We start from the raw sequence: 15,475 nt of genomic DNA, 5'->3' as shown, positions 1-15,475 counted from the left end.
ACAGGACATGGGCACGGTGACAGCGGCGGAGACCGAGGTGGCCGCCTTCCGTCAGGTGAGCAAGAGCTACGGCTCGGTGCAGGCGGTCAACGGTCTGGACCTGGTGCTGCGGCCCGGTGAGACGGTCGCGCTGCTCGGCCCGAACGGGGCCGGCAAGTCCAGCAGCCTGGACCTGCTGCTCGGTCTGCGGGAGCCCGACCAGGGCACCGTCTCGCTCTTCGGCGGCAGCCCGCGGGCAGCCATCGAGGCCGGCCGGGTCGGCGCGATGCTGCAGAGCGGCGGCCTGCTCGGCGAGGTCAAGGTCCGCGAACTGGTCGGGTTCGCCTGTGACGTCCACCCCCGGGGGCACAACCCGACGACGGTGATGGAGCGCGCCGGGATCACCGAGCTGGCCGAGCGCAAGGTCGACAAGCTCTCCGGCGGCCAGGAGCAGCGGGTCCGGTTCGCCCTCGCGATCGCCGGGGCCAACGACCTGATCGTGCTGGACGAGCCGACCACCGGCATGGACGTCTCGGTCCGCCAGCAGTTCTGGGCCGCGATGCGGGCCGAGGCGGACGCGGGTCGCACGGTGCTGTTCGCCACCCACTACCTGGAGGAGGCGGACTCCATCGCGGACCGGGTCCTGGTGCTGCACCGGGGCCGGTTGATCGCCGACGGCACCTCCGCCGAGATCAAGGCCAAGGCCGGCGCCCGCCGGATCTCCTTCGAGCTGCACCCCGCCGACGGGACCGCCGAGGAGAGCGTGCTGCGCGCCCTGCCCGGCACCGTGGGCCTGGACCTGACGACCCGTCCGGACGGCGTGCGCGGTGTCCGGATCCGCAGCACCGACGCCGACGCCGGGGTGGCCGGCCTGTACCGGGCCGGGCTCTACCCGCGGGCCCTGGAAGTCACCAGCCTGGGCCTCGAGCAGGCCTTCCTGACCATCACCGGCGAGGCCGACGAGGAGAACGCGCGATGAAGACCCTGGTGCAGCTCGAGATCATGCGGACCTTCCGCAACAAGCGCTACCTGATGTTCACGGTGCTCTACCCGGCCCTGCTCTACGTCTTCTTCATCAACGCCTACGACGGCGGGACGGTGGCCGGCGGGGTGTCGGTGAAGGCGTACTTCATGGTCTCGATGGCCACCTTCGGCGCGGTCGGCGCGGTGCTCACCGGAAGCGCGCAGCGGATCTCGCTGGAGCGGAAGAGCGGCTGGGTGCGGCAGTTGAGGCTGACCGCCCTGCCCGGCCGGGCGTACACCGTCGCCAAGATCGCCTCCTGCGCGGTCACCACGCTGCCCGCGATCCTGGTGATCTTCGTGATCGGCGCCTTCGAGGGCGTCGAGCTCTCGGCCGCCGAGTGGCTCGGCCTCGGCGTGGCGCTCTGGCTCGGCAGCTTCGTCTTCGCGGCGCTCGGGGTGGCGCTGGGCTACGCGGCCCAGCCGGACGCGGTGCAGCCGATCGTGATGATCGTCTACATGCTGATGGCGCTGTTCGGCGGCACCTGGTTCCCGGTCGGGGACTCGCTCAAGACGGTGGCGCGGTTCAACCCGGTGTACCTGTACAACCAGTTGGCCAGCTTCGTGCAGCCGGGCAAGTCGCTCGACCTCGGCGCGGTGGCCGGACTGGCCGGCTTCCTGGTGGTCTTCGTCGCCGGGGCGGCCTTCCTCTACCGCAAGGACACCAAGCAGGCATGATGACCGGCATGTCGAAGTTCCTCCCCGCCCGCTTCCGTCCCACCGGGACGGCGGCGGGCGGTGCCGCTGACTCGTTCGCCGTCGTGCCGGGCGCCCGGGTCGAGAACGTCCGCCAACTGGTGGTCAAGCTCGCCTGGATGCTGCTCTGGATGGTCTACCTCTACTACCCCGTGGAGGACCTGCTCGGCGACGAGCACACCCTGGCGGGCAAGATCGCCGGCTGGGCCGCGCTGTCCGCCTTCCTGGCCGCGTACCTGGGCGTGGTCGCGGTCCGTTCGATGGCCTCCCCGCACTGGCACGGCGGGCTGGCGGTGGCCGGCGTGATGCTGGTGCTGGCGCTGGCCACCTCGCTCACCTTCGGGGTGCCCTGGCTGGTGCTGTTCACCTACACCTCGGTCTGCGTCGGAGCCGTACTGCCGCCCAGGCTCGGCCTGATCGGGGTGGCCTCGATCACCGCGATCGCCGTGCTGGTCGCGCTGGTCATCAACACCGAGCGGGACACCATGGCGGCAATCGTGCTGCCCTGCTTCCTCAGCGGGCTGGCCATGAACGGCCTGCAGCGGCTGATCAGCACCATGCGCGAACTCCGCGAGGCCCGGGCCACGGTGGCCCACCTGGCGGCCTCGGAGGAGCGGCTGCGGCTCGCCCGCGACCTGCACGACCTGCTCGGCCACTCGCTCTCGCTGATCACCATCAAGGCCCAGCTGGCCGGCCGGCTGCTCGACCAGGACAAGGGCGAGGCGGGCCGGTCCCAGGTGGACGACATCGAGCAGGTCGCCCGGCAGGCGCTGACCGACGTCCGGGAGGCGATCGGCGGCTTCCGCCGTCCCACCCTGGCGGTCGAACTCGCGGCCGCCCGCAGCGCCTTGACGGCGGCCCAGATCACCGTCGAGGCCGACCCGGCGATCGCCGACCCGCAGCCCGACCTGGACGCCCCGGAGGCCGCCGCGCTGGCCTGGGCGCTCCGGGAGGCGGTCACCAACGTGGTCAGGCACGGCCAGGGCGCCACCAGGTGCGGCATCGGGCTCGACCGGACCTGGGAGGAGGACGGCAGCCGGTTCGCCGTCCTGGAGGTCAGCGACAACGGCCGAGGGCCGGGCAAGTCCCCGGCCGGGAACGGGCTTTCGGGCCTCCAGGAGCGGCTCGCCCTGGTCGGCGGCCGGCTCGACACCGGTCCCGGGACCCGCGGCAAGGGATTCCGGCTGCGGGCGCTGGTCCCGGTCCGGGTGGTGGCCGATAGTGTGCCCGAATGATCAGGGTGCTGCTGGCCGAAGACCAGGGAATGGTGCGGGAGGCGCTGGCCGCGCTGCTCTCGCTCGAGGGTGACATCGAGGTGGTCGCCCAGGTGGCGCGTGGCGACGAGGTGGTGGCCGCCGTGCTCGACCACCAGGTGCAGGTCGCCGTACTGGACATCGAGATGCCCGGGATGACCGGCATCGAGGCGGCGGCCGAACTCCGCAGGGCCGCACCGGACACCAGGGTGGTGATCGCCACGACCTTCGGACGGCCCGGCTACCTGCGCCGCGCGATGGAGGCGGGGGCCGACGCCTTCCTGGTCAAGGACGCCCCCGCGGCGGAACTCGCCGAGGCGGTCCGGCGGGTGCTCCGGGGCGAGCGGGTGATCGACCCGACGCTGGCCGCCGCGGCACTGGCGGAAGGTGCCAACCCGTTGACCGCCCGCGAGCGCGACGTCCTCGGCGCGGCGGCGGACGGTGCGGTGAACGCCGAGATCGCGGCGCGGCTGCACCTTTCCGAGGGGACGGTACGGAACTACCTGTCGATGGCCATCCAGAAGACCTCGGCCCGCAACCGGGCCGAGGCGGTACGGCTCGCCCGCGAAAAGGGCTGGCTATAGGCGCTGCGGCGGCCCGAACCGAGAGTCCGGCAGGCGACTTCAGTTGAGCCGGTGTCGCGCGGCGCGGGCTTCGTGGCGGGTGCGGGAGGCGCCGTCGGGGTCGAAGGCGTCGAGGATCTCCGCGTAGGCGTCCATTTCGGCTGCTCCCGCGATGAAGTCGCCGGTGCGGACCAGGAGTTGGGCGCGTTCCAGGCGCAGCTGCGCCGGGTGGCGGGGGAGCAGCAGGGAGAGTTCGGTGGCCCAGAGCTGGGTGCGGGCGTGTTCGGGGCGGTCGGCGGCCCAGCTCCGGATGTTGCCGAGCACCCGGAGGACCACGTCCAACGGCTGGGCGGGGGAGAGCATTTCGGGTGAGAAGTGGTGTCCGGCGGCGGTGGCCAGCCGGGCCACGTCGGGCAGGTCGAGCAGTCGGCCGCCGTGGTACGGATCGGCGAGGACGTACTCCTCGCCGCCGGCCGGGTCGCCCACCGCGACGATGAAGTGGCCGGGCAGGGCCACGCCGCGGACGGTCAGCCCGGCCCGGCGGGCCACCGTCTGCCAGACCAGCGCCAGCATGATCGGCAGGCCGCGCCGCCGCCGCAGCACGTCCGGCAGCAGCGAGGACTCCAGCCGCCGGTAGTCGGCCGGCCGCCCGTGGAACCGTTCCCGGCCGCCGAGCACGGCCGCCAGCAGGGCGGCCACCTCGTCGGCGCCGGCCGGTGCCCGCTCACGGACCGCCAGCCGGACGGCGGCGGCGTGCCGGTCCAGGGCGGCCTGGCAGGCCGCCACCAGCTCGTCCAGGGTCGGCGGTTCGGAGCCGTCGGCGGGCGGCTCGGCCAGCGTGTGCTCGGCGGCGGCGAGCACACAGAGCAGCACCGGGTCGGGGTCGTCGGCCCTGGCCTCGGCGCGGAAACGTGCACGGCTCTGCTCGGTCACTGTCCACACTCTCCGGTGACGCTACCGCCGGGGCAGGCCGGCGTAGTGGTAAGTGTGACTGGTGGTGAAGCCCAGGTGGTCGTAGAGGGCGATCGCGCCGGTGTTCACCGCCTCGACCTGGAGGTAGGCGCCGGTGGCGCCCTCCTCGGCGGCGCGGGCCGCCAGCACGGCCATCACGGTGGAGGCCAGCCCGGTGCGGCGGGCGTGCGGGGCGACCTCGATCGCGCCGAAGCATGCCCAGGGGCCGTCGATGACGCACCGTCCGATCGCGATCGGCGGCTGTCCCGGCACACCGGGCACCGTGGCGAACCAGACCGAGGGGCCGCCGTGCAGCACCTGGTGGGCGGCCCGTTCCACCTCGGGGTCGTCGGTGACCCGCCGGTAGCGGGAGAGCCAGGCGGCGTCCGCGGTCCGGGCGAGCCGTACGCGGTCGTGCCCGGAGCCGAGCCTCACCAGACCGGCCAGCGGTGCGACGCGGACCGTGGTGGGGGCCTCCTCGGCGCCGAGCCGGGCCAGTTCGGCGGCCAGATCGGGCGGCGAGCCCGGGGTGGTCACCTCGACGACTGCGGGCAGGCCGCGCGCGGCGTACCAGTCCTGGACCGCGTCCAGCGCCTCGGGCAGCGGGAGGCCCGGATCGCCGAGGGTCTGGACGGAGTTGGCCCGCCGGGTGAAACCGGCGGAGGCGCGCAGTGTCCAGTCACCGAGCTGCTCCTGCTCGACGGCCGGCCAGCCGCGGGAGGCGATCCGCTGCAGCTCCACCGGGGAACTGGCGGGCAGTGGGGCGCGCCGGCCCGGGAAGAGCGGGACCGCCTTGCCTGCCACCAGCAGATCCTCCGGGAAGGTGACCTCCGGGCCGGTCCTGGGCACCACGGTGAGGCCGTGATCGTCCCAACGGGCGAGCACCCCGATCACATCGCGGAACACCGGCCGGTCGTTCACCAGCTCCGAAATGCGCCGTACCGAGACCCGTCGCCCCACGTCAGAGCGGTCGAGCCGGACCTCGGGACGGCCTCCGGCGACGGTTCCATCCATCATCAAGGGCACCTCCTGTGCAATTGCGGTCTCTGACCCGCGATACTAGGGGCGGGCATCGACGACGCCGCGCGTATCCGCGCACGCAAGCAACTAGTTTGGGCTGCCACGCCCAACCGAGGAGGAACGACAGCGTGACCTACGTCATCGCGCAGCCTTGTGTCGACGTCAAGGACAAGGCGTGCATCGAAGAGTGCCCTGTTGACTGCATCTACGAGGGTCAGCGTTCGCTCTACATCCACCCGGACGAGTGTGTCGACTGCGGTGCCTGCGAGCCGGTCTGCCCGGTCGAGGCGATCTTCTACGAGGACGACACCCCGGAGGAGTGGAAGGACTACTACAAGGCCAACGTCGAGTTCTTCGACGACCTGGGTTCCCCGGGCGGCGCCTCCAAGCTCGGCCTGATCGACTCGGACCACCCGTTCATCGCGGCCCTCCCGCCGCAGAACGCCGACAGCGGCCACTGAGCGAGTGAGCACCGAAGACACCACGCGCGCGCCGCTCCCGGGTCACCCGGGGGCGGCGCGCCGCGTCTCAGACCTGTTGCCCACCTTCCCCTGGGACAAGCTGGAGCCGTACAAGCGGACGGCGCTGGCCCACCCGGACGGACTCTGCGACTTCTCCGTCGGCACGCCGGTGGACCCGGTCCCCGACGTGATCCAGAAGGCGCTGGCGGCCGCCACCGACACGCCCGGCTACCCGACCGTCTGGGGCCCGGCGGAGCTCCGCGAGGCGATCGCGGGCTGGCTGCGCCGCCGGCTCGGGGCCGAGATCGGCCCGGAGGCGATCCTGCCGACCATCGGCTCCAAGGAGCTGGTGGCCTGGCTGCCCGGCCAGTTGGGGCTCGGCCCCGGCGACCAGGTGGCCTACCCCACGCTGGCCTACCCGACCTACGAGGTCGGCGCCCGGCTGTGCGGCGCCGAGCCGGTCGCGTACGACTCGGTGGACGAACTCGACCCGGCCCGGGTCCGGCTGCTCTGGCTCAACTCCCCGTCCAACCCGACCGGTCGGGTGCTGACGGCGGACCAGCTCCGGCACGCCGTGGCCTGGGCCAGGGAGCACCGCGTGCTGCTGGTCAGCGACGAGTGCTACCTGGAGCTCGGCTGGGAGGCCGACCCGGTCTCGGTGCTGAACCAGGACGTCTGCGGCGGCGACCACGAGGGCCTGCTCGTCGTGCACTCGCTCTCGAAGCGGTCCAACCTGGCCGGCTACCGCGCCTCGTTCGTGGCGGGCGACCCGGTGGTGGTCCGGGAGTTGCTGGAGATCCGCAAGCACGGCGGGATGATCGTGCCCGCGCCGGTGCAGGCCGCGACGGTCGCGGCGCTGGCCGACGACCGGCACGTGGCCGAGCAGCGCGAGCGGTACGCGGCTCGCCGGTCCGCACTGCGGGCGGCCCTGGAGGCGTACGGCTTCCGGATCGAGCACTCCGAGGCCAGCCTGTACCTGTGGGCCACCCAGGACCGCCCCTGCTGGGAGACGGTCGCCGAACTCGCCGAACTGGGCATCCTGGTGGCGCCCGGCGACTTCTACGGCCCCGCGGGTGACCGGTTCGTCCGGGTGGCCTTCACCGCCACCGACGAACGGGTCGCGGCGGCGGTGGCGCGCCTCAAGCGCTAGAAGCTGCCGGCGGTGCGACTGAGCGCCCTGCGCAAGGCGAAGGCCCCTGCCCGATCCGGGCAGGGGCCGATTTTTTGACGGAGGATCAGCCGCCGAGCGGCAGGCCACCGGGCAGGCCGCCACCGAGCAGGCCGGTCACCGGGCCGAGCGCACCGCCGCCGAGGCCGCCGCCGCCCAGGCCGGGAGCGCCGCCCAGGCGGTTGCTGCCGTCGGTCGGGTCCTGGGTGTCGATCGGGAGCTTGCCGGTGTCGGGCAGGGCATTGCCCAGGCCGGCCGGGAGGGCGCCGGTGAGCTGGTGGGTGTCGGGCATGCCGCCGGTCGGGAGGGCGCTGGAGGCGAGGCCGGTGAGCGAGCCCGAGGTGAGCTGGCCGAGCGGCAGGCCGGGGACGGCGGCGCTGCGGGTGCCGGCCGCGGGGGAGCCGGGCAGGTGCGGCACCTTGTCGGTGACGGCGGGGGCGAGCCGGTCGACCAGGGCGGGGGCGGCCTTGCCGGCGACGGCGGCGAGCACGCCCGCGGTCTCGGTGGTCTTGGCGGCCGGGGCGGCCACCTTGCCGAGGGTCTGGTCGGCGTCCGGGAGGGCGCCCGCGACGGCCTTGCCCGCGACGTCGGCGGTGGCCGGGACGCCGGTCTGCACGGTGGCCGCAGTGGTGTCGGCGGCGGCGTGGCCGGCGTCGTGGGTGGCCCCCTGGAGCGTCGCGTTCGGCTGGTCGAGCTGGCTCAACCCGGCCCCCAGGTCGGTCGGCGGCACCAGGTCGGCGGCGGACGCCGCGCCTGCTGCGGCCATCGGGGTCGCGGCGGCGGCAACGAGCAGCGCGGCCTGGGCGATCCGGCGCGTGAGGGGGAGAGACATGGTGCTCCTAAGAGGTGAGGTCCCCCCGGCTGTGCACGTACTCGGGCCAGGGGTGTCCGTCGGGCGGACGACGTTATTACCGCTGGAGGAGCCAGAAGGTTTCGCCGCTCGAAGGTCAAGAACCGGCAAAGGAGCAGCGATCCATTCTTGGACACTCGCGACATTTCGCCCCGCTCGCCACGGGCTGACGAAACGTCACACCTCTTGGTGCACAAGGAGAGTACGGAGACTCCTGCCCGGCCCGCCCGGGAGCCTGGAGCCGTCCACCAGGATTGACCGGAATCACCCGGTCGGCCGGTGGTAGCTCATCAGTGCGTCAACCGGTCTTCGGGGCACCCAGCGTGACCAGCACCCGGTCCGCGCCGACGCCCTCGGCCCCCTTCGACTGCCAGCCGTCGGTGGGCCTGTCGACCTTCCAGACCTTGCCGTCGTACGAGACCTGACCGATTCCCAGGTCCCCGGCCTGGGCCACCGCCCACTGGGCCACCGCCCAGCCGGTCTGCCGCTGGGTGGCCCCGGCCTGCGGGGTCAGCGCCATGCCGGTCCGGGTCTCCTTGCCGGCCGGCGGGACCGGCGTGGCGGTGACCAGCCTGCCGAACTCGCGGCGGGCCCGGTCGGCGAGGCCCGGCTGTGGCACGTCCTGGTTGGCCGCTGCGGCGGTGGCCGCGAGGTCGTGCACCACGCAGCTCAGGGCGGCGGGCTCGCGGCCGGTCAGGGCCGAGGCGAGCAGGGTCGCGTTGGTCTCGTGCTTGGCGTACGCCTGCGGAAAGCCGCTGCGCTGCACCTCCTGGGCCGCGTCGGTGAGCGGCAGCCGGGCATAGCCGGGCACCTTGACCAGGCTGTCCAGGAACTTGTTGGTGGCGTACACCGGGTCCCTGATCTGCTCGACGGTGCCCCAGCCCTGCGACGGGCGCTGCTGGAACAGGCCGACCGAGTCGCGGTCGCCGCCGTACAGGTTGTGGATCTTCGACTCCTGCATCGCGGTGGCCAGTGCGATGGTGACGGCCCGCTCGGGCAGGCCGCGGGAGAGGGCCACCGCGGCGATGGTGGCCGCGTTGGCTGCCTGGGCGAGTTCGAGGTCGCCCTTGCCCGTACCGGTGGCCACGGTGCAGCCCTCGGGCGGCGGGACCAGCTTGTCCCGGTTGAGGTAGAGCACGGTGCCCGCGAGCACCGCGAGGGCGGTGAGCCCGACCAGTACCCGGGCCACCGGCCGACGCCGACGGCCCGTCGTCTCCTCTGCCGCAGTCTCGGCCACCACAACCCCTCTCGCCTCGCGTTCTCGCCCGCACACCGTACCCACTCGGACGGCTGTGCGGTGGCGGTGGTTGCAACGGCGGCTACTACGCTGGCGGCCATGACCAGCCCTGAGATCTCCCTGCACCAGAGCCTCGACCTCGGCCTCGACGGCGGCACGCTGACCGCCAGGCTGGTCGACTTCCCCTCCGTCAGTGGGAGCGAGGGCCCGCTGGCCGACGCGGTGGAGGCGGCGCTGCGGGCGTACCCGCACCTGACCGTCGACCGGTACGGCAACAACGTGGTGGCCCGCACCGACCTCGGCCGGGCCGAGCGGGTACTGCTGGCCGGGCACCTGGACACCGTGCCGATCGCCGACAACGTGCCCTCGCACGTCGAGGGCGACCTGCTCTACGGCTGCGGCACCTCCGACATGAAGTCCGGTGTCGCCGTGCAGCTCCGGCTGGCCGCCACCCTGCCGGAGCCGAACCGGGACCTCACCTTCGTCTTCTACGACTGCGAGGAGATCGAGGCGTCCCGGAACGGCCTCGGCCACCTGGTGGACCGCCACCCCGACTGGCTGACGGCCGACTTCGCGGTCCTGATGGAGCCGAGCGGTGCGGTGGTCGAGGGCGGCTGCCAGGGCACCCTGCGGGTCGACGTCCGGCTGACCGGCACCCGGGCCCACTCGGCCCGCAGCTGGCTCGGCGACAACGCCATCCACAAGGCGGGCGAGGTGCTGCGGCGGCTCTCCGAGTACCAGCCGCGCCGGGTCGAGATCGACGGCCTGGAGTACCGCGAGGGCCTGAACGCCAACCTGATCAGCGGCGGGGTGGCCGCCAACGTGATCCCGGACGAGTGCGTGGTGCACGTCAACTTCCGCTTCGCGCCCGACCGGAGCATCGCCGAGGCCGAGGCACACGTCCGCGAGGTGCTGGCCGGCTTCGAGGTGGTGGTCACCGACGCCGCCCCCGGCGCCCTGCCCGGGCTCGACCAGCCCGCCGCCCGGGACTTCCTGGCCGCGGTCGGCGGTCAGGCCAGGGCCAAGTACGGCTGGACCGACGTGGCCCGGTTCAGCGCCCTCGGCGTCCCCGCAGTCAACTACGGCCCCGGCGACCCGAACCTGGCGCACAAGCGCGACGAGCACTGCTCGCTCAGCGCCATCACCGAGGTGGAGAACCGGTTGCGGGCCTGGCTGACGGCCAACTGACCGTCATCCGACGTACCTTCCGTTGTTCCCCTGATTCGGCGAACAACGGGCGTAGGGTTTCGTCATGACAGCCACTGGAGACGAAAAGCACTACGCGGACAGCCCTGACCAGGGCCAGGACCCCGACCGGAAGAACGTTCCGGAGAAGCGGAAGGGCCCGGTCCTGCTCCGTCGCGACCAGGTCGGCACCAGCACCACCGACCAGCGGCTGCTGGACACCACAGGCCCGACCGACTGGCTGCACACCGACCCCTGGCGGGTCTGGCGGATCACCTCCGAGTTCGTCGAGGGCTTCGGCGCCCTGGCCGAACTCCCGCCCGCCATCAGCGTGTTCGGCTCGGCCCGGACGCCGGTCGACTCACCCGAGTACGCGGCCGGGGTGGCCATCGGCCGGGCCCTGGTGGACGCGGGCTACGCCGTCATCACCGGCGGCGGCCCGGGCGCCATGGAGGCGGCCAACCGGGGCGCCTCCGAGGCCGGCGGCCTGTCGGTCGGGCTCGGCATCGAGCTGCCCTTCGAGCAGGGGCTGAACGAGTTCGTCGACCTCGGGCTGAACTTCCGGTACTTCTTCGTCCGCAAGACGATGTTCGTGAAGTACGCGCAGGGGTTCGTGGTGCTGCCCGGCGGTCTCGGCACGCTGGACGAGCTGTTCGAGGCGCTCACCCTGGTGCAGACGAAGAAGGTCACCCGGTTCCCGGTGATCCTGTTCGGCTCGGCGTACTGGGGCGGGCTGGTCGACTGGCTGCGGAACACCCTGGTCGCGCAGGGGAAGGCGAGCCCGAAGGACCTGGAACTCTTCCACGTCACCGACGAGATCGACGACGTCCTCAAGATCATCGACGAGAGCCGTCAGCCGGCCGCCGAGATCTGATCAGTCCGCAGGGCGCCCGGTTGCGGCGGACCGGGGGTTCTGCCGGTGGCGTCGCCCACGCGGCGGAGCCGCACACCGGCACAGCCCCGGGCCCCTGTCGGCCGAGTACACCTAGGCCAGACCCCGGCGGGCGACGGCCGGGGGGCGGCTGCCCTGGATGGAGGCGACCATGTCGAGGACCTGGCGGGTCTCCGCGACCTGGTGGGCGCGGTAGATCCGGGCGCCGAGCCAGGCGGAGACCGCGGTGGTGGCCAGGGTGCCGAGCAGGCGCTCGTCGACCGGGCGGTCCAGGGTCTCGCCGACGAAATCCTTGTTGGAGAGCGAGACCAGCACCGGGAAACCGGTCGCGGTCATCTCCGGCAGGCGGCGGGTCGCCTCCAGCGAGTGCCGGGTGTTCTTGCCGAAGTCGTGGCCGGGGTCGATGATCAGCGCGTCCCGGCGCACCCCGAGCCCGGCGGCCCGCTCGGCCAGCCCGACGGTGACCCGCAGGATGTCGGCCATCACGTCCTGGTAGCCGACCCGGTGCGGCCGGGTCCGGGGCTCCGCCCCGCCGGCGTGGGTGCAGACCAGACCGACGTCGTACCGGGCCGCGACCTCGGCCAGCTTCGGGTCGACCCCGCCCCAGGCGTCGTTCAGCAGGTCGGCGCCGACCTCGCAAACCGCCTCGCCGACCTCGTGCCGCCAGGTGTCCACGCTGATCACGGCCTCGGGGTGGCGCTTCCTCAGCTCGGCCACGAACGGGACGGTCCGGCGCAGCTCCTCCTCGACCGTCACCTCCTCGCCCGGCCCGGCCTTCACCCCGCCGATGTCCAGGATCGCCGCGCCCTCGGCCACCGCCCGGTCCGCGGCGGCGAACGCCGCCTCGTCGGCGAAGGTCGCGCCACGGTCGAAGAACGAGTCGGGAGTGCGGTTGACGATGGCCATGATCACCAGCTCGTCGTCGCCGAATTCACGTGGGCCCAGACGGAGTGCCACCGGTGTCTCCTCCACAGCTCGCCCGGGTGCAATGATGGGCCCCGGTCTGGTTGGGGACCATGATCCCATCTCCGGGTCCACCGGAAAGTACTGGAGGACGGCTCGTGTTCTGGTTGGTCGTGGTGGCGATGGCCGTGGTGATCGGCGGAACCGCACTGGTGGCGTTGGGCGGCGGCGGGACCCTCCCCGAGGCGGTGCATGACCGGATCGCGGCGCGGCTCCCCCAGGACCGGCCGCTGAGCCGGACCGACGTGGACGAGATCCGGCTGCCGATGGCCGTCCGCGGCTACCGGATGGACGAGGTCGACGACGTGCTCGACCGGCTCGGTGCCGAACTCGCGCTGCGCGACACCCGGATCGCCGAGCTGGAGGCCGCCGCGGTGCTGGTCGGCGCGGTGGCGGCGAACACGCCCGAGGGCGAGGAGCCGTTGCCGGGTCTTGAGGAGTTCGCCAAGGTGACCAGCCGGCAGGCGACCGACCGGCAGGTGGCCGACCGGCAGGTGGCCGACCGGCAGGTGGCCGACCAGCAGGTGGCCGACCAGCAGGACGGCGAGGCCGGGCGGTGACCGGGGCGGTGCCGGGTACGGACGGCCTGCTGCGCTGCGGCTGGGGCGACTCGACGGACGACTACCGGGTCTACCACGACACGGAGTGGGGCCGTCCGGTGCACGGTGACGACGCGCTGTTCGAACGGGTCGCCCTGGAGGCGTTCCAGTCGGGGCTGTCCTGGATCACCATCCTGCGCCGCCGGGAGGGTTTCCGGGCCGCGTTCGCGGGCTTCGAGATCGCCCGGGTGGCGGAGTTCGACGAGGCGGACGCCGAGCGCCTGCTCCAGGACCCCGGCATCATCCGGAACCGCGCCAAGATCGCCGCCACCATCGCCAACGCCCGGGTCGCACGCGAGCTGGACGGTGGACTGGACGCCCTGATCTGGCAGTTCGCGGTCGAGCCGGGCTCCCGGCCGGCGCCGCGCACCCTGGCGGACGTACCGGCGGTGACGCCGGAGTCCACGGCGCTGGCCAAGGAGCTCAAGAAGCGGGGCTTCCGCTTCGTCGGACCGACCACGGCGTACGCCCTGATGCAGGCCTGCGGCCTGGTCAACGACCACCTGATCGACTGTCACGCCCGCTGATCCTCCGGCCGGTGGCCCGCCACGGCGCAGCCGGGCCCCAACCGCGGACGCCCGGACAGGGCCTAGCGGCCCAGGTAGACCGGCTGCTCCTTGGCGATGAAGGCGTTGACCGCGATGCGGTGGTCCTCGCTGGCGCCGGCCAGGGTCTGGAGCTCGTCCTCCTTGTCCAGGAGTTCGCTCAGGGTGTGGGTGGCCCCGTACGCCAGCGCGGTCTTGATCGCGCCGAGGGCGACCGTCGGCCCCTGGGCCAGTCGCTGGGCGAACTCCCGGGCGGTGGCGGCCAGTTCGGCGGAGGGTACGACCTTGGTGGCCAGCCCGAGTTCGGCCGCCTCGGCCGCCTTCACGGTGCGCGGGAACATCAGCAGTTCGGTGGCCCTGGCGTGCCCGACCAGCCGGGGCAGGGTCCAGGAGGCACCCGAGTCGGCGGTCAGCGCGACCCCGGCGAAGGAGGTGTTGAAGCCCGCGGTGTCGGCCACGATCCGGAAGTCGCAGGCGAAGGCCAGCGAGGCCCCGGCGCCGGCGGCGACCCCGCCGACCGCCGCGACGGTCGGCTTGTTCATCCCGGCCAGCGCCCGGACCAGCGGGTTGTAGTGCTCCGAGACGGTCTTCAGCGGTGCGTCGCTGGTGCCCAGCAGTCCGAGGTGCTCCTTGAGGTCCTGGCCGACGCAGAACGCCTTCTCACCCGCACCGGTGAGCAGCACGGCCCGGACGGCGCTGTCCTCGGCCGCCGCGATCACGGCGTCCCGGAGGGCCACCTTGGTGGCGATGTCCAGGGCGTTCATCGCCTCGGGCCGGTTGATGGTGATGACGGCCAGGCCGCCGTCGAGTTCGAAGAGCACGGAGTCGGACATGGGCGAGGGCTCCCTGAGGTGTCGAGGGTGGGACGGAGCCAGCATGCCCGAGTGGTACGGGTGCCGGGGAGTGTGAGGTCGGGCACCTTTTGGCGGCGTCACCGGAGCGGTGCCGCCGGGCCTTCTGGCGGGTAATGCGGTGCTCTGGGCGGGTGTGGCCGGTGGTGCGGAGAGAGTGACGTTGGTCATCGAGCCGTCCGATGCGGGATAATGGCTTCCGATCAATGCGTTCGATACCGGCGGTGGACGGACTGCCGGGACGTAGCTGAGCGGTTGCAGGAAGGGGAACGAGCATGGCGGCCATGAAGCCGCGGACGGGTGACGGCCCGCTCGAGGTCACCAAGGAGGGGCGGGGCATCATCATGCGAGTGCCGCTCGAAGGCGGCGGACGCCTCGTGGTGGAGCTCACGCCGGATGAGGCGAGCGCCCTGGGTGACGCCCTGAAGGCAGCCACCGGCTGACTTAGCGGGTGCCCCGCGTTCTCCCCGGAGACACGCGCACAGCACTGGGCCCGGCCCCGGATCTCCGGGGCCGGGCCCAGTGCTGTCACCGTTTCACGGCGCAGAGCAGCCCGTCGCTGACCGGCAGCAGGGCGGGGAGCAGCAGGTCGCTCTCCCGGACGTCCCGGACCAGCTCGCGGACGGCGCGGGTCTGCGGGTCGTGGTGGTCGGGTTCGGCCAGCCGGCCCTCCTGGAACACCCCTTCGAAGCAGACCACGCCGCCGGGGCGGAGCAGGCGCAACGATTCTGCAAGGTACGCCTGCGATTCGGCCGGGTCGCCGTCGCAGAAGACCAGGTCGTACTGACCGTCCGCCAGTCGCGGCAGCACGTCCAGCGCCCGGCCGGGGATGAAGCGGGCCCGGTTCGGGGCGAAGCCGGCCGCGTGGTACGCCTCCCGGGCGTACTGCTGGCGCACCGGTTCGAGGTCGACGGTGGTCAGCACGCCGTCCGGGCGCATGCCGCGCAGCAGGTAGACCCCGGAGACGCCGGTGCCGGTGCCCACCTCGGCGACCGCCTTGGCGTCCACGGCGGCGGCCAGCAGTCGCAGCGCGGCACCGCCGCTGGGCCCGATCGCCCGGATGCCGGTCCGCGCGGACTGGGCCCTGGCGTAGGTCAGCACCGCGTCCTCGCCGACGTAGGTGTCGGCGAGAGCCGCGTGCGCGGGCCCGAACTCGGTGATGGCTGCCTCTTCCGGAGCGCCTGATGTCGATATTTCCAGCCACAGATTACTGGCCGGGCGGGAACCGCGTTCGAAGACCGG

At 72.9% G+C, this 15,475-nt stretch carries 18 protein-coding genes; 11 read left to right on the top strand and 7 right to left on the bottom strand.

The window, feature by feature from the left end; all coding sequences use genetic code 11:
• Positions 1 to 7 precede the first annotated feature (7 nt).
• Genes ACKUU6_RS12815 through ACKUU6_RS12800 form a run of 4 tightly spaced genes read left to right on the top strand, consistent with a single transcriptional unit; the run spans position 8 to position 3,532 of the window.
• Positions 8 to 958 (top strand): ABC transporter ATP-binding protein, encoded by a 951-nt coding sequence (locus tag ACKUU6_RS12815; RefSeq protein WP_407988628.1) that lies wholly within the window; start codon positions 8 to 10, stop codon positions 956 to 958.
• Positions 955 to 1,677 carry an ABC transporter permease gene (locus tag ACKUU6_RS12810; RefSeq protein ID WP_407988627.1) on the top strand — a complete coding sequence of 241 codons (723 nt, stop codon included), beginning with the start codon at positions 955 to 957 and terminating at the stop codon, positions 1,675 to 1,677. Before ACKUU6_RS12815 ends, ACKUU6_RS12810 begins: the two co-directional genes overlap by 4 nt.
• Positions 1,678 to 1,685: 8 nt before the next feature.
• On the top strand, positions 1,686 to 2,930 hold the full coding sequence (locus tag ACKUU6_RS12805) for a sensor histidine kinase (protein ID WP_407988626.1): 1,245 nt from the start codon (positions 1,686 to 1,688) through the stop codon (positions 2,928 to 2,930).
• Entirely contained in the window at positions 2,927 to 3,532 is a 606-nt protein-coding gene (locus tag ACKUU6_RS12800; protein ID WP_407988625.1) for a response regulator, read from the top strand. Before ACKUU6_RS12805 ends, ACKUU6_RS12800 begins: the two co-directional genes overlap by 4 nt.
• Positions 3,533 to 3,571: 39 nt before the next feature.
• On the opposite strand, the gene ACKUU6_RS12795 is transcribed toward ACKUU6_RS12800, so the two are convergent.
• Positions 3,572 to 4,444: a transglutaminase family protein gene (locus tag ACKUU6_RS12795; protein ID WP_407988624.1), complete on the bottom strand. Its 873-nt coding sequence runs from the start codon at positions 4,442 to 4,444 to the stop codon at positions 3,572 to 3,574.
• 21 nt (positions 4,445 to 4,465) lie between these two features.
• Positions 4,466 to 5,479 carry a GNAT family N-acetyltransferase gene (locus ACKUU6_RS12790; RefSeq protein ID WP_407988623.1) on the bottom strand — a complete coding sequence of 338 codons (1,014 nt, stop codon included), beginning with the start codon at positions 5,477 to 5,479 and terminating at the stop codon, positions 4,466 to 4,468.
• Positions 5,480 to 5,610: 131 nt separating this feature from the next.
• Between ACKUU6_RS12790 and fdxA the strand changes: the two genes are divergently transcribed.
• Entirely contained in the window at positions 5,611 to 5,943 is a 333-nt protein-coding gene (fdxA, locus tag ACKUU6_RS12785; RefSeq protein ID WP_057227153.1) for a ferredoxin, read from the top strand.
• A 4-nt stretch (positions 5,944 to 5,947) separates the two neighbouring features.
• A complete protein-coding gene (gene dapC / locus ACKUU6_RS12780; RefSeq protein ID WP_407988622.1) occupies positions 5,948 to 7,093 on the top strand; it encodes a succinyldiaminopimelate transaminase in 1,146 nt (381 codons plus the stop codon).
• A gap of 85 nt (positions 7,094 to 7,178) precedes the next feature.
• On the opposite strand, the gene ACKUU6_RS12775 is transcribed toward dapC, so the two are convergent.
• Positions 7,179 to 7,943, bottom strand: a complete 765-nt coding sequence (locus tag ACKUU6_RS12775) for a hypothetical protein (protein ID WP_407988621.1) — start codon at positions 7,941 to 7,943, stop codon at positions 7,179 to 7,181.
• A gap of 316 nt (positions 7,944 to 8,259) precedes the next feature.
• Positions 8,260 to 9,201, bottom strand: a complete 942-nt coding sequence (locus ACKUU6_RS12770) for a hypothetical protein (RefSeq protein WP_415927190.1) — start codon at positions 9,199 to 9,201, stop codon at positions 8,260 to 8,262.
• Positions 9,202 to 9,297: 96 nt separating this feature from the next.
• Here ACKUU6_RS12770 and dapE point away from each other — a divergent pair, with 96 nt between their 5' ends.
• Both dapE and ACKUU6_RS12760 read left to right on the top strand, forming a co-directional pair.
• Positions 9,298 to 10,386: a succinyl-diaminopimelate desuccinylase gene (gene dapE, locus ACKUU6_RS12765; protein WP_407988619.1), complete on the top strand. Its 1,089-nt coding sequence runs from the start codon at positions 9,298 to 9,300 to the stop codon at positions 10,384 to 10,386.
• A 64-nt stretch (positions 10,387 to 10,450) separates the two neighbouring features.
• Positions 10,451 to 11,257 carry a TIGR00730 family Rossman fold protein gene (locus ACKUU6_RS12760; protein ID WP_407988618.1) on the top strand — a complete coding sequence of 269 codons (807 nt, stop codon included), beginning with the start codon at positions 10,451 to 10,453 and terminating at the stop codon, positions 11,255 to 11,257.
• A gap of 111 nt (positions 11,258 to 11,368) precedes the next feature.
• Here the strand turns inward: ACKUU6_RS12760 and folP are convergent, their stop codons facing one another.
• The gene (gene folP, locus ACKUU6_RS12755; RefSeq protein ID WP_407992114.1) at positions 11,369 to 12,181 is read right to left on the bottom strand and encodes a dihydropteroate synthase; all 813 of its coding nucleotides are present in this window, start codon (positions 12,179 to 12,181) and stop codon (positions 11,369 to 11,371) included.
• Positions 12,182 to 12,336: 155 nt separating this feature from the next.
• Between folP and ACKUU6_RS12750 the strand changes: the two genes are divergently transcribed.
• Both ACKUU6_RS12750 and ACKUU6_RS12745 read left to right on the top strand, forming a co-directional pair.
• Complete coding sequence (locus ACKUU6_RS12750; protein ID WP_407988617.1) at positions 12,337 to 12,798, top strand: DivIVA domain-containing protein; 462 nt, start codon at positions 12,337 to 12,339, stop codon at positions 12,796 to 12,798.
• Positions 12,795 to 13,364 carry a DNA-3-methyladenine glycosylase I gene (locus tag ACKUU6_RS12745; RefSeq protein ID WP_407988616.1) on the top strand — a complete coding sequence of 190 codons (570 nt, stop codon included), beginning with the start codon at positions 12,795 to 12,797 and terminating at the stop codon, positions 13,362 to 13,364. The genes ACKUU6_RS12750 and ACKUU6_RS12745 overlap by 4 nt, the downstream gene beginning before the upstream one ends.
• 62 nt (positions 13,365 to 13,426) lie before the next feature.
• Here ACKUU6_RS12745 and ACKUU6_RS12740 read toward each other — a convergent pair whose 3' ends face one another.
• The gene (locus ACKUU6_RS12740; protein WP_407988615.1) at positions 13,427 to 14,215 is read right to left on the bottom strand and encodes an enoyl-CoA hydratase-related protein; all 789 of its coding nucleotides are present in this window, start codon (positions 14,213 to 14,215) and stop codon (positions 13,427 to 13,429) included.
• Between the two features lie 293 nt (positions 14,216 to 14,508).
• On the opposite strand from ACKUU6_RS12740, the gene ACKUU6_RS12735 reads away from it, so the two are divergent.
• Entirely contained in the window at positions 14,509 to 14,676 is a 168-nt protein-coding gene (locus ACKUU6_RS12735; protein WP_082597987.1) for a DUF3117 domain-containing protein, read from the top strand.
• Positions 14,677 to 14,761: 85 nt separating this feature from the next.
• Here the strand turns inward: ACKUU6_RS12735 and ACKUU6_RS12730 are convergent, their stop codons facing one another.
• Complete coding sequence (locus tag ACKUU6_RS12730; RefSeq protein ID WP_407992113.1) at positions 14,762 to 15,427, bottom strand: O-methyltransferase; 666 nt, start codon at positions 15,425 to 15,427, stop codon at positions 14,762 to 14,764.
• Between the last annotated feature and the right edge of the window lie 48 nt (positions 15,428 to 15,475).

It is taken from the genome of Kitasatospora sp. CMC57 (genome assembly GCF_045866025.2).
Classification (GTDB): Bacteria; Actinomycetota; Actinomycetes; order Streptomycetales; family Streptomycetaceae; genus Kitasatospora.
The sequence above is the reverse complement of the archived record's forward strand: the minus strand, read 5'-3'. Positions and strand labels throughout refer to the sequence as shown.

What these genes read in the sequence shown, in the direction of transcription:
- ACKUU6_RS12815 (WP_407988628.1), top strand. Translation starts at nt 8, where the DNA reads ATGGGCACGGTGACAGCGGCGGAGACCGAGGTGGCCGCCTTCCGTCAG.
- ACKUU6_RS12760 (WP_407988618.1), top strand. Translation starts at nt 10,451, where the DNA reads ATGACAGCCACTGGAGACGAAAAGCACTACGCGGACAGCCCTGACCAG.
- ACKUU6_RS12735 (WP_082597987.1), top strand. Translation starts at nt 14,509, where the DNA reads ATGGCGGCCATGAAGCCGCGGACGGGTGACGGCCCGCTCGAGGTCACC.
- dapE (WP_407988619.1), top strand. Translation starts at nt 9,298, where the DNA reads ATGACCAGCCCTGAGATCTCCCTGCACCAGAGCCTCGACCTCGGCCTC.
- folP (WP_407992114.1), bottom strand. Translation starts at nt 12,181, where the DNA reads ATGGCCATCGTCAACCGCACTCCCGACTCGTTCTTCGACCGTGGCGCG.
- ACKUU6_RS12805 (WP_407988626.1), top strand. Translation starts at nt 1,686, where the DNA reads ATGTCGAAGTTCCTCCCCGCCCGCTTCCGTCCCACCGGGACGGCGGCG.
- ACKUU6_RS12740 (WP_407988615.1), bottom strand. Translation starts at nt 14,215, where the DNA reads ATGTCCGACTCCGTGCTCTTCGAACTCGACGGCGGCCTGGCCGTCATC.
- ACKUU6_RS12810 (WP_407988627.1), top strand. Translation starts at nt 955, where the DNA reads ATGAAGACCCTGGTGCAGCTCGAGATCATGCGGACCTTCCGCAACAAG.
- ACKUU6_RS12800 (WP_407988625.1), top strand. Translation starts at nt 2,927, where the DNA reads ATGATCAGGGTGCTGCTGGCCGAAGACCAGGGAATGGTGCGGGAGGCG.
- ACKUU6_RS12775 (WP_407988621.1), bottom strand. Translation starts at nt 7,943, where the DNA reads ATGTCTCTCCCCCTCACGCGCCGGATCGCCCAGGCCGCGCTGCTCGTT.
- ACKUU6_RS12790 (WP_407988623.1), bottom strand. Translation starts at nt 5,479, where the DNA reads ATGATGGATGGAACCGTCGCCGGAGGCCGTCCCGAGGTCCGGCTCGAC.